We start from the raw sequence: 13,724 nt of genomic DNA, 5'->3' as shown, positions 1-13,724 counted from the left end.
AGGCTTATCTTCCCGCGCTATTTCGGCGCGAAGTAGAATTGCTCGGGATTGGCGGCACCGGGATGGGTATATTCGGTGCTGGCGAGCAGCGTTTTCGGCACGTTGTGCAGCTGCTTGTTGATGATGCCGTAGTCCGTGGTCGGCTGCATGATGCCGATCGTGTAGAACTGTTCCTTAGCGATCTGCATCACCTGCTTCATCAGATCGAGACGCTTGCCGGCATCGACAGTGGCGAAGATCTCGTCATAGAGCGCCATCTGCTTCTTGACGGCCTCCGGCGGCTCCTCTGCATTGCTGTCCTTGGCGTACCACTGGCCCCAGGTGGTCGCGTAGAAGGATGCCCAGGACGAGGGCAGAAAGTATTTCGGATCGAACAGCGTATCGGCGCCTCCAGAGGCGGACCAGACGGCCGCATCGTGATCGTTGGATTCGACACGCTGGTTGAGCGCCGTCGTGTCGGTCGTGTTGATCAGCAGGTCGATACCGACATTGCGCCAGTATTTCTTAATCAGCTCGGCGGTATCGATCCACGGCTGGCGCAGCACGGAGACGTCGATGGTGAACTGGATCGGCTTGCCATCCGGACCGAGCCTGGTACCGTTACCGTCCTTCTTGGCGAAACCGGCATCATCGAGCATCTTATTGGCCTGGCCGGGATCGAACTTGGTGAACTGGGTCGCCATCTCCTCATCGAAGAGAGGTGACTCGGGTCGTTCGACGGTCTGGTAGGGCAGGCCCTGGCCGAGCCAGATCACCTCGATGATCTCATCGCGGTTGATCGCCGTCGACAGCGCTTCCCGGAAGGCCTTGTTGCCGAAGATCTCGCGCTTGACCGGGTTCTTGTCGGTCAGGTTCAGCGACACGATCATCAGGTTGGCGCGGTTCGGCAGGACCTCGTAGAAGTCGTAGTTGCCACGTTCCTGGTTGTCGAAGAAGGTCCCCTTGTTCTCAGGCGTGGTGACGAAGCCGATATAGCTGTCGACCATGTCGAAGTCGCCATTGGCGGCCTTGAGCAGCGTCACCTGCGGATCGGATATGATATCGATCGTCGACTGATCCATGTAGGGCAGCTGATTGCCCGCGGTATCGACCTTGAAATAGTAGGGGTTGCGCTTTGCCACGACCTGGCTGCCATTGCCCTGGCCGATGCCGGAAGACACGATCCACGGGTTGAGGCGCGGCAGGTCGGGATTGCGCCAGGCATCCGCCTTGGCGTTGAAATTCGACACCCAGTTCTGGCCGCCGGAGGCCTTCGCCTCGGCATCGGCATCCTTGTTATATTTGGTGTGGAATTTCTCGAGGTAATGCTTCGGATAGGCCGTGGGCACATTCGGCTCGGGATCGTTTGCCGGTGTTGCGAGCGCCTGCAGCAGCAGGCCGTTCGGCGCGGCAAATTTGAACTTCACCGTATAGTCGTCGATCTTCTCGACGACCAGCGGCTTGCCGCCGCGGACAGACCATGTCGGCTTTGTCGGCATGACCTCGGTGTTGGAGTAGACGTCCTCATACCAGAACATCACGTCGTCAGCCGTGTAGGGCTGACCGTCCGACCACTTCATGCCTTCGCGCAGCTTGAAGGTATATTCCGTACCGTCGGCGTTGACGTCGACAGATCTGGCCACGTTCATGACGACGCCCGGCACGATGTCCTTCTGCTCCATGCCGGGTTGCCACGTCTCCCAGCGCGTGAAGTTTTCGTATCCGATCGTGCGCACCAGCGAGGAAATGTCGCTTGCCGATGCCATGGTCAGCCGCCAGGTTCCTCCATACTGCCCAACGCTTTCGAAGGGCTTGACGACGAGCGGCTCCTTCGGCAACCGTTCGGCCACTGGTGGTAGCTTGCCTGCGTCGACCTCCTGGGTCAGCATCGGCGCGTCCTTATAGTCCTGAGCGAGGGCAGTCCCCGCCGTCAGCGCCAGCAAAGCGGCAGCAGTTGAAAGCCGCCGCAGCAGTTTCATTCCGGTATTCAGGTCCATGATCTCTTCCTCCTCGAGGGAGAACGGTCGTTGCCGTCCGCCCTGCTTCTCCATCCCTTGTGCGTCAGTGCTTCCCCTCCACGGAAAGCACTTCGAATGCTTCTACCGGTGGCAGGTCGAACCAAGTGTAACCCTCACCATCAGGACCGGCCGCAGCCGTCAGCGGCTGACCGGCGACGAGCGCCTGTGCCTTGTCCGCGGCGTTGCGGATGCCAAGCCGAAGCCCGTGCACGGCAGGCGCATCCTCATAGAGATTGTTGCGCTGGCCGCCGAAATTGACGACATGCACGAGCATGCGGCCGCTCGACTGCTGATGCTGGATCGTCACTTCCAGCGAACCACGGCCTTCTAGCTTCACCGGGGCCGGCGCGACATTGCGTTCCAGCAGTTCCGAAATGAGCAGGCGATGGTTGGGCAGGCTGTCGCGGAAATATTGCCATTCCGGATTCCACGGGATGTAGACCACCTTGCCCTTGCCGTAATCGCCGGTGATGACGCCCGGCAATTCGCTCTCAATATCCGGGAAGCAGAGTTCGGGAGGTCCGAAGCGCTGGGGGGGCAGCAGCGTCAGCAGCGTCTTGGCCCCGTCCTTCGGATGGGAGACGAAATAACGTCCGTCGAGCATCAGCAGGGTGGTGAGTGGCGTTGGCAGTTCGCCGTCGGCTATCCGGAAATACGATCCCCGCATGTGCATGCGCGCAGAAGGCTTGTCCTTGACCGGCAGGCTTTCAAGCGCCGGCGTCTCGCGCGCGCTGCCACGCTCGTCGTAAAAGCCGGTATCGCCGGTCACGAGGAGCACGCCGCCGCCCTTGACATAGGCGTCGAGACGCTTCGCCTCCTGGTCGCCGAGGCAAGAGACGTTGGCAAGCACGATGGCGTCATAGCCGGCGAGGATCTCCTTGCCGTTGTCTCCTTTGACCAGATCATCGCTGACGAAATCGAAGGCAAGCCGTGCCTCGACGAGGGCGCGATAGGCGCCGCGGAAGGCGGTGTCGCCGAGGGCCGCGCTGCCTGTGCATTTGCGGAAGGTGCCGTTGCTATGGGAGTGGTAGAGCCCGATGCGCGCGCCGGAGCGCAGCCCGGTATAATGCGCCTCGTGGTCACGGTGCCAGCGGAAGAGTTTCGAAATGTCGGCGAAGGGCGTCTTGTCGTCCTGATCCATGACGCCGAGCAGGTAGTAGTCGAGCGTCGCGCCGCTGGCGAGCTGCTGGGCAAAGCGCAGCATGTGGTAGCCGCCGCTCTCCGAATGGAAGCGCCAGGCGAAGTCGACGAAATTGGTCGAGGTCGACGAGAAGGTCTTGCCCTGGCCGTAGGCGGCGGCCCAGCGGGCTTGTTCGCCAGCCTGATAGGGCCATTCGGGCTGCGGGCGGTCTACGGCGCGCTGCACCTCCATGCGGATCAGGTCGGAATCGCCACGATGGCCGGTCATCGCCACCTTCGGATTGACCTGCTTGATATGCTTGTAGACCTTGCTGCGCAGGTCGAGCGAGGTCTTCTCCTTGAAGCTCAGGTAATCGGCATAGGCCGGATCAGAGAAATCCTCCTTGAGCGGCAGTTCCTTCTTGTACATCGCGCGGAAGCGTCGGCGGCAATTGTCACAGACGCAGATGCCGAAGTAGTCGCCGGAATAGGTGAAGTTCGTATAGCCGAACATATTGAAGAACACGCCGTCGACCTCATACTTGCCAAGCGATTCCGAGATGATCTCCAGCGCGTAATCCTGATACCAGCCGCCATTGACGCAGGCCTGGTAGGTCCCGTTGTATTCGAGCGCGTCACCCTTAATGTTGTGCACGAACCAGTCGGGATGGGCCTCGTAGGCGATGCGGGTCGCCTTCGACATGTCGAAGCGGCCGACCAGCGAGAGGCCCTCCGCATGCGCCGCCTCGATCGCGTCGCCAAGAGCATCGCCCTTCATGTAGGGGTTGACGGCGTGGAGAGGCAGCTTGGTCGGGTAGAAGGCGAAGATGCCGCCGATATTGTAGAGCAATACGTCGGCACCGAACTCGCGTATTTCCTTCGCCAGCCGCTTCTGGTCATAGAGAGCATCGGGCTGGCGCAGATTGGTCTGCACCATGCGGTAGGGACGTTTCCACCAGACCGGCTGCGTCGCGGCGGCGGCCTTATTTTCAACGGCGTCAAGCAGCATTCTCGTTTACTCCCTTTAAATCGAGACTTTCAGCGTGGTGGCAGGCAACCTGCGTTCCGTTCACATCCCTCGTGGCGGGATCCACTGTCCGGCAGAGGTCGGTCGCAAACGGACACCGCGGATGGAAAGCGCAGCCGAGCGGACGGTTGGCGGGGTCGGCGACCTCGCCCTTCAGCCGCATGCGCTTCTGGCTGCGCGCAAGGCGCGGATCCGGGCGCGGCACCGATGCCAATAGGGCCGCCGTGTAGGGGTGGCGCGGACGCGAGAAAAGCCGGTCCGTCGTCGCCAGTTCCACCACTCTGCCCGCATACATCACAGCCACACGGTCGGAGATGTATTCGACGACGCCGAGATCGTGCGAGATGAAGAGATAGGTCAGGTCGAACTCCTCCTGCAGGTCCTGCAGCAGGTTGAGCGTCTGCGCCTGGATGGAGACGTCGAGGGCCGAGACGCATTCGTCGGCGACGACGATCTTCGGGCGGACCGACAATGCGCGGGCGATGCCGATGCGCTGGCGCTCGCCGCCCGAAAAGGCATAGGGGTAACGCGCCATATACTCCGGCCGGAGGCCGACGCGCCGCATCAGGTCGGCGACCCGGCTCTCCACCTCCGCCTTGTCGGTCACGCCGAAATTGCGCAGCGGTTCGGCGATGATGTCGATGACCCGGCGGCGCGCATTGAGCGAAGCGAAGGGATCCTGGAAGATCATCCGGATGTCGGAACGATAGGGCCGCATCTCGGCGGGCGTCAGATGAGAGAGGTCAACGGCCTCGCCGCCCTTCTTGTAAAGGATCCGGCCATCCGTCGGCTCCAGCACCCGCACCAGCGCCTGTCCGAAGGTCGTCTTGCCGCAACCCGATTCCCCGACGAGGCTCAGGGTTTCACCGGGGTTGATCGAGAGCGTTACGCCGTCGACCGCCTTGATGTGGCGGACCGTGCGCTTGAAGAAGCCCGACGTAACAGGAAAATGCACCTTGACATTCTCGGCCCGGATCAGCGGTTCGTCGGCGGAGAGATCCAGTCGGGGTTGGCCGGCATGCATCATGTTCATACTCATGCCTCCACCGGATTTTGGGTCTTGAGATACTGCGGATCGCGCAGATGACAGGCGCCGAAATGATTGGGCCGCAGTTCCTTCAGCGCCGGACCTGTCCGGTCGCAGAGCCCGGCAATGGCTTCCGGGCAGCGCGTGTTGAACGGACAGCCCGCCGGCCTGTCGAGCGGATGCGGCACCATGCCCTCGATCGCCTTCAGCCGCTTGCCGGCCGCATGCCTGGCACCGAGCTTGGGAATGGAGGCGAGCAGCGCCAAGGTGTAAGGATGCTGCGGATCGTAGAAGATGTCGTCGACGCTGCCGCGCTCGACGACCTGGCCGAGATACATCACCGCCACCTCGTCGGCGATCTCGGCGACGACGCCGAGATCGTGGGTGATGAACATGACGGCCATGCCAGTTTCGTCCTGCAGTGCGCGCATGAGCTCGAGGATGTTCGCCTGCGTGGTGACGTCGAGCGCCGTTGTCGGTTCGTCGGCAATCAGCATGGCCGGTCGGCAGGCGAGCGCCATGGCAATCATAACACGCTGCCGCATGCCCCCCGACAACTCGAAGGGATAGGAGCCGAGCCGCCGGCGCGGATCGGGGATGCCCACCCGATCGAGTGCCTCGACCGTTCGCTCGATTGCGGCCTTGGTGCCGATCTTGTGGTGCAACAGGATCTTTTCCACCAGCTGATCGCCGACCGTATGCACAGGGCTCAGCGAGTTCATCGGCTCCTGGAAGATCATCGCGATGTCGCGGCCGCGGATCGAACGGATCTCCTTGCTGGCCGGATCGAGCCTGGCGATGTCGACGCTCGTCTTGCCATCGCGGCTGAAGACCATGCTGCCGCCGACGACGCGCCCGGGTGGCGTGACGATCTGCAGCACTGAGCGCGCCATCATCGACTTTCCCGAACCGGATTCGCCGACGATGCAGAGCGTCCTGCCACGGCGGACGTCGAGATCGACGCCGTCGACCGCCTTGATCAATCCCTCACGAAGGTTGAAATGAGTCTTCAGCCCGCGAACGGAGAGGATGGATGTTTCGGACATGGTGCTCATGAGTATGGATCCGCTGCATCACGGAGCCCGTCTCCGAGGAAGTTCAAGGATAGTACGGTCACGATGACGAGAACGCCCGGCGCCAGAAGCCATGGCGCCTCGGCGAGCGAACGGATGTTCTGCGCCTCTTGCAACAACACGCCCCAGCTGACGACCGGCGGACGCAGGCCTATGCCAAGGAAGGAAAGCGACGTCTCGGCAATAATCATTGCCGGAATGGCGAGGGTGGTTGCCGCGATGATATGGCTGATGAAGCCAGGCACGAGATGGCGGGTAATGATCCTCATCTCCGACGTGCCGTCCAACCGGGCGGCGACAACGAAGACTTCGTTGCGCCAGGACATGAAGCGTCCTCTCACCTCGCGAGCGAGCGAGGTCCAGCCGATCAGCGAGATGATCATGGTGATGATGAAATAGACGAGGATGGGCGACCAGGTCACTGGGATTGCGGCGGCGAGGCCCATCCAGAGCGGGATCGTCGGCACCGACATGATGAACTCGATGACGCGCTGGATGGCATTGTCGACCATGCCGCCGACGTAGCCGGAGATGCCGCCGAGAAAGACGCCCAGCACGAGGCTGATCGCCACGCCGATCAGGCCGACGGAGGTCGACACGCGCGTGCCGTAGATGAGACGGCTGAGCACGTCGCGCCCAAGCCTGTCCGAACCGAGAAGGTAGAAGGGCTGCTTCGGATCCTTCGGCCCGATCAGATGAATGCTGGAGGGAAACAGACCCCAGAAATTATAGGTCTCGCCGCGCACGAACAGACCAACCGGTATGCGGACATTGGGATCGACCGCGAAGACCTTGCGCAGCGTCTTCGGGTCGCGTTTCGAGCTGAATCCCGTCACATGCGGCTCGAAACGATAGGAGCCGGCCTCGTCCACGGAAAACAGCTTGATCCCCTGCGGCGCCAGCATCGTATAGGCGGAATCATAGTAATCGGGCGTGCGCGGTGCCAGGAATTCCGCAAAGACGGCGACGAGATAGATCAGGAGGATGACGATCCCGCTCCAATAGGCGAGCTTGTGCTCCTTGAACTTAAGCCATATCAGCTGGCGCTGGCTGGCGAGACCGATGGCCGCCGCCGCGGCAACGGTCTGCGGCGGCGTCGAGGCTTCAGCTATCGCCGCCATGCCGGTGTACTCCCGGTGGGGGCGACCAACCCGTTGATTTCATTTCTAGGCAACGCAGACAAGGCCACAGGCTTCCTCCCTTAGCCGCAACTTCACACCGAAATGGGAATGTTGTTTGCTTGTTGTTAGCCTAAACTGGCGGCAAAGAAACTACGCGTCAAGCAGATTGTTTGCTTCGAGCGATCAAAAAACCGCTGGAATCTGGCTTGCTGCGTGTGCGAAAAGGCGAGTAAAGCAAAAAATACAGTCACATGCTGCCACGCTCGACTGGACTTACGCGAAATCCGGGCAAAAGTGGTGCGACGCACAATGAGATTTGATTGACAGGAACCGCAACATTAACCTAACAAGTGTAAAGTTGCGCTTCCCGTGTTGCCGCAATTTCATCTTGGAAAAGAAAACACCGATGAGCCGTGTCACACTTCAGGAAATCGCTGATCATCTGGGAATTTCAAAATTTGCAGTCTCGAGGGCGCTGACAGGCAAGCCCGGAGTGAGCGAGGATACGCGGCGTAACGTCCTGTCCGTTGCCGAGCAGTTCGGCTACATCGCACGGCGCACGAAGGTGACGTCACAATCGATCGAGGTCATCTTCCACGACCGATCGGTCTCCAACCGCGAGCTCTGGATTGACGTTCAGCACGGCATCGAAATGGAGGCGACGCGCTTCGGCTGCTCGATGGCGGTGCGCTGGACCAGTGACCACCGCATCATCGAGCGGCTGGAGGACGCCTCGCTCGGCTTCGTACTGGTCGGGCCGCAGGAACAGAAGATGTTCGATGCTGCCCGCGACAGCTCCGTGCCGGCCGTCGTCGTCGCCCATATCGTGCCGGAACTCTACACGATGGACCAGATCACCGCGACCGACGTCGAGGCCGGCGTCTTCGTGGCGAAGTTCCTCTATGGCCTCGGGCACCGGCGCATGGTCTATGCACATGGCCAGCTCGGCTATCCCGGCCGCTATGCGCGCCTGAGGGGCTTCTCCGAGGCGATCGCCGAGCTCGAGGGTGCCGAGCTTCGGGAGATCGCCTTCAAGGAGGACTATATGGCCGCCGACCTTCGCGAGGCGGTGCTGAAGATGGCGAATGATGGCTTCGAACCGACGGCAGTTTTCTGCGGCAGCGACGGCGTTGCTGTAACCGTGGTCTCGGAATTGATGCGGATGGGCATTTCTGTGCCGGAGGACGTTTCCGTGGTCGGCCATGCGGACTATCCGATCGCCACCCAGGTCTCGCCGAACCTCACGACGATCCATATGCCGCACAAGCAGATGGGGATCGCCGCAGTGCGCCAGCTGCTGTCGCGTATTGGCCTCAACGGCCAGCTGAACGACCTGCCGCCGCAGCGCCTCAGCCTCGTGCCGCATCTGGTCGAGCGCCAGTCGACGGCGCGGGCGCCGGCAGGCTCCTGGAAATCCAAGCTTTGATGACAAGGTGAAACGCGTAGGGAGGCATGCATGAAGATCGGATTTATCGGGCTCGGCGTCATGGGCAGGCCGATGGCGGGGCATCTGATCGATGCCGGTCACACGCTGTCGCTCCATCGCGTCAAGGAGGTCTCTCGTCCTCTCGTCGACAGGGGCGCCAGCCAGGCCCCGAGCGCGGCGCAGGCGGCAGCGCAGTCCGATGTGGTGATCTTGATGCTGCCTGATACGCCCGACGTGGAAACGGTGCTCTTCGGCGCCGGCGGCGTTGCCGAAGGGCTTTCCCCGGGCAAGCTGGTGATCGACATGAGCTCGATCTCGCCGATCGCCACCAAGGATTTCGCCCGGAAGATCAAAGAGCGCGGCTGCTCCTATCTCGACGCGCCCGTTTCCGGCGGCGAGGTCGGCGCCCGCAACGCGGCGCTGACAATCATGGTCGGCGGAGAGGAAGAAGCCTACAGGCGTGCCCTGCCGCTGTTTGAAAAGATGGGCAAGAACATCACGCTGGTGGGTGGCGCCGGTGACGGCCAGACAGCCAAGGTTGCCAACCAGATCATCGTCGGTCTGACCATCGAGGCGGTTGCGGAGGCGCTGCTCTTCGCCAGGAAGGCTGGTGCCGATCCGGCCAAGGTCCGCCAGGCGCTGATGGGCGGTTTTGCTTCGTCTCGGATCCTCGAGCTGCATGGCGAACGCATGATCAACAGCACCTTCGATCCGGGCTTCCGCATCGCGCTGCATCGCAAGGACATAGCCCTTGCGGTCGAAAGCGCCCGTGCCCTAGAGCTCGCGCTGCCCAATGTCGCCATGGTGCAGCAGATGATGAACGCCGCCGTAGCGCTCGGCGACGGCGACAAGGACCATTCGGCACTGATCCGCACGTTGGAGACGCTTGCCGGCGTCCCGTACGCCTAGCGGCGGCATTCAGGGAAAGGGCGGGAAGCCGCAGCACGATGAGCAACGTCACACTCGACATGATCGCCACGCGCCTCGGCATCTCGAAGTTCGCAGTGTCACGCGCCCTCTCTGGAAAACCTGGCGTCAGCGAAAAGACGCGGCGCAGCATCATCGAGGTCGCCGAAGAGCTCGGCTATCGCATCCCGCGCATGAAAGGCTGCGACGGGCGGTCGATCGAGGTTATCTTCCATGATCGCAACGTCGCCAACCGCGAGCTCTGGGGCGACGTTCAGCACGGGATAGAGGCGGAAGCAAGCCGCTGGGGTCTTTCCATGGCGGTGCGCTGGACGAAGGACTGCCGTATTGTTTCTCGTGTCGAGAGATCGACGGTCGGCTTCATCCTCGTCGGCCCACACGACACCGATATGCACAAGGCGGTGCGTGACAGCCATCGACCCGCCGTCACCGTCAATCACCGCGTTCCACCGCTCGACGGCATGGACCAGGTCACTGCCACCGATGTCGAGGCCGGCGAATTCGTCGCGGATTTCCTGATCGGCCTCGGCCATCGCAGAATGGTGTATGTACACGGGCGTGCCGGCTATCCCGGCCGCGAAGCACGACTGTACGGCTTTGCCCGGACGATCGCCTGCCGCGGCGATGCGACTGCGCGCGAGATGATTTTCGAATATGACGATGAGGCCTCGACCTTCCGGTCATTGCTCATTGCCATGGTCGATGAGGGCTTCGTGCCGACGGCGTTCTTCTGCGGCAGCGATGGTGTGGCCGTCACCGTCGTTTCCGAACTCGTCCGGATGGGGCTGCGGGTGCCGGAGGACGCAAGCGTCATCGGCCATGCCGACTATGCGATCGCCTCGCAGATATCGCCCAAGCTCACCACGCTGCACATGCCGCACCGGCAGATGGGATTGACGGCGGTACGCCTGCTCCTTTCGCGGGCCGGGCTGACCCTGCCGGTTGCCGATCCGACTCCCATGCGCATCAGCCTTGTGCCGCACCTCGTGGCGCGACAGACATCCGGGCCGCCGGGGCCTGGATCCTGGCAGGCGCGGCTTCAGCGCTGATCCCTGACACCGATCAGGGGCCGGCGGGTGCGATGGCCGCCTCCGGTGCGAAGCGGACGCGATGCATCATGCGCTTCTGGCGTGGATCGGGACTTGGCACGGCCGAAATCAGCGCTTTGGTATAGGGCTCGTCGGGACTTGTGCATATCTTTTCCGACGACCCGACCTCCACGACCCTGCCCTTGTACATCACCGCCACGCGGTCGCAGAAATAGCGGATGACCGATATGTCGTGGGAAATGAAGATGAAGCTCAGGTCGAGACGCGTCTGGATGTCGAGCAGCAGATCGAGGATCTGAGAGCGGATCGAGACGTCCAGCGCCGAGGTCGCCTCGTCCGCCACGATGACCCTCGGATCGAGCGCCAGCGCCCTGGCAATGCCGATGCGCTGCCGCTGACCACCCGAGAAGGCATGCGGATAACGGTCCATCATGTCGGGCGACAGGCCGACCATGCGCAACAGCTCTGAGACCCGGTCGTCGCGGGCCTTGCCGCGAGCCATGCCATTGATCCGCAGCGGATCACCGACGATCTGTTTCACCGTCATGCGAGGGTTGAGCGATGCGAAAGGATCCTGGAAGATCAACCGTACCTGGGCATGGTAGGCGCGAAGCGCCGCACCGCGCATCGCAAGGACGTCGCTCTCCACGCCGTTGGCGTCGCGATAGCGGACGGAGCCCGCTGTGGGCTCGGCAATCTGCATGATGAGCCGGCCGAGCGTCGTCTTGCCGGAGCCGCTCTCGCCGACGATACCGAGGTTTTCACCTGGATAGAGATCAAGGCTGACATCGTCGACGGCGCGCAGGCCGCCGCTCCAAGTGCCGTCGACCGCCTGCCTCGATCCATAATATTTGCTGAGGTTGCGAACCGAAAGCACCGGTTCGATTGCGGCCGCGGCACCGTCGGAAAGATTACTTCGCTGGCGCGAATTATGTTCAAGCTTGCGGGTCGCCTCCAGCAGATGGCGGGTATAGGGGTGCTGCGGATCGTGGAATATCGCCTCGACCGGCCCCATCTCGACGATCTCGCCATTGCGCATCACAGCCACTTCGTCGGCGACTTCGGCCACCACGCCCATGTCATGGGTGATGAGCAGCACCGCCATGCCGCGGCTCTGCTGCAGCCGCTTGATGAGATCGAGGATCTCGGCCTGCGTCGTCACGTCGAGCGCCGTCGTCGGCTCGTCGGCGATCAGCACATCGGGATTGCAGGCGAGCGCCATGGCGATACAGACGCGCTGGCGCATGCCGCCGGAATATTCGAACGCATAGCGGTTGGCCATCTCCGCCGGGTTGTTGATCTCGACCTGGCGCAGCAGCTCGATCGTGCGCTTGCGCGCCTCCGATTTTTCGAGGTGAAGATGGATCTGCATAACCTCGTCGATCTGGTCGCCGATCGTGTGGAAGGGCGATAGCGCCGCCATCGGCTCCTGGAAGATCAGCCCGACCTTGCCGCCGCGCACCGCTCTGATCTGCGGGCCGTTCGCCTTGAGCGCGGTGATATCGATGACCTCGGCATCGCGCATCAGAACGATCCTGCCCGATGTGATGCGGCCGGGCTTGTCAACGATCTGCAGCAGCGAGCGCGCCGTCACCGACTTGCCAGAGCCGCTTTCACCGACGAGGCAGCGCGTGCTGCCTCGCTTGATCGAAAAGCTGACATCCTTGACTGCCTTGAACACTGAGGTCCGCAGCTGGAACTCGATCGAGAGCCTCTCCACCTTGAGAACGTCCATGGCCACGGGCTCGCTCATCGCTGTCTCCTAGTCGGAATAGGGGTCGGCCGCGTCGCGCAGGCCGTCGCCGAGAAAATTGAGAGCCAGGACTGTCGCAATGACGGCGACGCCAGGCAGCAGCAGCCAGGGCGCGGTCGCGACAGTGCGGATGTTCTGCGCCTCCTGCAAAAGCACGCCCCAGCTGACGACGGGTGGACGCAGACCGACGCCGAGGAAGGAAAGCGCGGTTTCGCTGAGGATCATCACCGGGATCGCCAGCGTCACCGCCGCGATGATGTGGCTGGCGAAGGAGGGCAGCATATGGCGGAAGATGACGCTCATCTCCCGTGCGCCATCAAGGCGCGCCGCCGTCACGAAATCCTCATTCTTCATCGCCAGGAAACGTCCGCGCACGACGCGTGCAAGGCCCGTCCAGCCGACGAGGGAGAGGATGATGGTGATCATGAAATAGACCTGAAGGGGCGGCAGCGTCGGCGGGATCGCCGCGGCAAGCCCCATCCAGAGCGGGATGGTCGGGATGGCGAGCAGGAACTCGATGACACGCTGGATTGCGGTGTCGATGCCGCCGCCGTAATAGCCTGACAGGCCGCCGAGAATGATGCCGAAGACAAGGCTCAGCGAGACACCGACGAGACCGACGGTCATGGATACGCGCGTGCCGTAGATGACGCGGCTCAGCATGTCACGGCCGAGGCGGTCGGCGCCCCAGAGATACATGGGCTGGCCGGCCTTCACAGGCCCGATCAGGTGAATATTGGAAGGGATGAGGTTCCAGAGCTTGTAGGGCGCCCCGCGCACGAACAGGCCGACCGGGATCTTGCTCTCCGGGTCGATGACGAATTCGCGCGCGAAACTCTCGGGATTGACGCGGACCTTGTAGCCATGGACGTAGAGGCCGAACCCGCCATTGTCCCACATGTGCAGCCGCTGCGGCGGCGCGTAGGTGTAGCGAGCCGAATAGTCGCCGGCGCCCTGCGGCGCCAGAAACTCAGCGAAGGCCGCCACCAGATAGATGCAGATCACTATAATGCCGCTTGCAACTGCAAGCCGGTGCTTCCTGAATTTCCACCAGGCCAGCTGCCAGGCGCCGGCATGCTCGGCGTCCTTGATGTGGGCCACTTCTTCTGGCGCGCCTGCGCCATCCGCAGCCGCGGTCTTGCCGGTCCTGTTCCTGTTCCAGGTGAACAAAGGCCTTACTCCGTCAGTTCGTGCCATCACCCGTT

10 protein-coding genes are annotated in these 13,724 nt (G+C 62.4%); 3 read left to right on the top strand and 7 right to left on the bottom strand.

Translation table 11 applies throughout. From position 1 onward, the window contains the following. Positions 1–17: 17 nt before the first annotated feature. The 5 genes from AC1DNW_RS17305 to AC1DNW_RS17285 form a co-directional block, all read right to left on the bottom strand. On the bottom strand, positions 18–1,976 hold the full coding sequence (locus AC1DNW_RS17305; RefSeq protein ID WP_477853783.1) for an ABC transporter substrate-binding protein: 1,959 nt from the start codon (positions 1,974–1,976) through the stop codon (positions 18–20). Between the two features lie 64 nt (positions 1,977–2,040). Then, complete coding sequence (locus AC1DNW_RS17300) at positions 2,041–4,125, bottom strand: alpha-amylase family protein (RefSeq protein ID WP_477853781.1); 2,085 nt, start codon at positions 4,123–4,125, stop codon at positions 2,041–2,043. After that, a complete protein-coding gene (locus AC1DNW_RS17295) occupies positions 4,115–5,176 on the bottom strand; it encodes an ABC transporter ATP-binding protein (RefSeq protein ID WP_477853780.1) in 1,062 nt (353 codons plus the stop codon). Before AC1DNW_RS17295 ends, AC1DNW_RS17300 begins: the two co-directional genes overlap by 11 nt. 2 nt (positions 5,177–5,178) lie before the next feature. Continuing rightward, positions 5,179–6,225, bottom strand: coding sequence for an ABC transporter ATP-binding protein (locus tag AC1DNW_RS17290; protein ID WP_113298997.1), 1,047 nt, complete (start codon positions 6,223–6,225; stop codon positions 5,179–5,181). Next, positions 6,222–7,364 (bottom strand): ABC transporter permease, encoded by a 1,143-nt coding sequence (locus AC1DNW_RS17285; protein WP_477853778.1) that lies wholly within the window; start codon positions 7,362–7,364, stop codon positions 6,222–6,224. The genes AC1DNW_RS17290 and AC1DNW_RS17285 overlap by 4 nt, the downstream gene beginning before the upstream one ends. A 406-nt stretch (positions 7,365–7,770) precedes the next feature. Between AC1DNW_RS17285 and AC1DNW_RS17280 the strand changes: the two genes are divergently transcribed. From AC1DNW_RS17280 to AC1DNW_RS17270, 3 genes are read left to right on the top strand one after another with little or no spacing between them, the layout of a single operon-like run. Next, positions 7,771–8,790, top strand: coding sequence for a LacI family DNA-binding transcriptional regulator (locus AC1DNW_RS17280; RefSeq protein WP_477853776.1), 1,020 nt, complete (start codon positions 7,771–7,773; stop codon positions 8,788–8,790). Between the two features lie 30 nt (positions 8,791–8,820). Beyond that, positions 8,821–9,699, top strand: coding sequence for a 2-hydroxy-3-oxopropionate reductase (locus tag AC1DNW_RS17275; RefSeq protein WP_477853774.1), 879 nt, complete (start codon positions 8,821–8,823; stop codon positions 9,697–9,699). 38 nt (positions 9,700–9,737) lie between these two features. Continuing rightward, positions 9,738–10,766: a LacI family DNA-binding transcriptional regulator gene (locus tag AC1DNW_RS17270; RefSeq protein ID WP_477853772.1), complete on the top strand. Its 1,029-nt coding sequence runs from the start codon at positions 9,738–9,740 to the stop codon at positions 10,764–10,766. Between the two features lie 13 nt (positions 10,767–10,779). Here the strand turns inward: AC1DNW_RS17270 and AC1DNW_RS17265 are convergent, their stop codons facing one another. After that, positions 10,780–12,519: an ABC transporter ATP-binding protein gene (locus tag AC1DNW_RS17265; RefSeq protein WP_477853770.1), complete on the bottom strand. Its 1,740-nt coding sequence runs from the start codon at positions 12,517–12,519 to the stop codon at positions 10,780–10,782. Positions 12,520–12,528: 9 nt separating this feature from the next. Continuing rightward, positions 12,529–13,716, bottom strand: coding sequence for an ABC transporter permease (locus AC1DNW_RS17260; RefSeq protein WP_113299003.1), 1,188 nt, complete (start codon positions 13,714–13,716; stop codon positions 12,529–12,531). Positions 13,717–13,724: the final 8 nt, after the last annotated feature.

This window comes from Rhizobium sp. 05L429 (assembly GCF_056397645.1).
Note: the sequence above shows the minus strand (reverse complement) of the source record. Positions and strands in the feature narration are given on the sequence as shown.

What these genes read in the sequence shown, in the direction of transcription:
- AC1DNW_RS17305 (WP_477853783.1), bottom strand. Translation starts at nt 1,976, where the DNA reads ATGGACCTGAATACCGGAATGAAACTGCTGCGGCGGCTTTCAACTGCT.
- AC1DNW_RS17300 (WP_477853781.1), bottom strand. Translation starts at nt 4,125, where the DNA reads ATGCTGCTTGACGCCGTTGAAAATAAGGCCGCCGCCGCGACGCAGCCG.
- AC1DNW_RS17295 (WP_477853780.1), bottom strand. Translation starts at nt 5,176, where the DNA reads ATGAACATGATGCATGCCGGCCAACCCCGACTGGATCTCTCCGCCGAC.
- AC1DNW_RS17290 (WP_113298997.1), bottom strand. Translation starts at nt 6,225, where the DNA reads ATGAGCACCATGTCCGAAACATCCATCCTCTCCGTTCGCGGGCTGAAG.
- AC1DNW_RS17285 (WP_477853778.1), bottom strand. Translation starts at nt 7,364, where the DNA reads ATGGCGGCGATAGCTGAAGCCTCGACGCCGCCGCAGACCGTTGCCGCG.
- AC1DNW_RS17280 (WP_477853776.1), top strand. Translation starts at nt 7,771, where the DNA reads ATGAGCCGTGTCACACTTCAGGAAATCGCTGATCATCTGGGAATTTCA.
- AC1DNW_RS17275 (WP_477853774.1), top strand. Translation starts at nt 8,821, where the DNA reads ATGAAGATCGGATTTATCGGGCTCGGCGTCATGGGCAGGCCGATGGCG.
- AC1DNW_RS17270 (WP_477853772.1), top strand. Translation starts at nt 9,738, where the DNA reads ATGAGCAACGTCACACTCGACATGATCGCCACGCGCCTCGGCATCTCG.
- AC1DNW_RS17265 (WP_477853770.1), bottom strand. Translation starts at nt 12,519, where the DNA reads ATGAGCGAGCCCGTGGCCATGGACGTTCTCAAGGTGGAGAGGCTCTCG.
- AC1DNW_RS17260 (WP_113299003.1), bottom strand. Translation starts at nt 13,716, where the DNA reads ATGGCACGAACTGACGGAGTAAGGCCTTTGTTCACCTGGAACAGGAAC.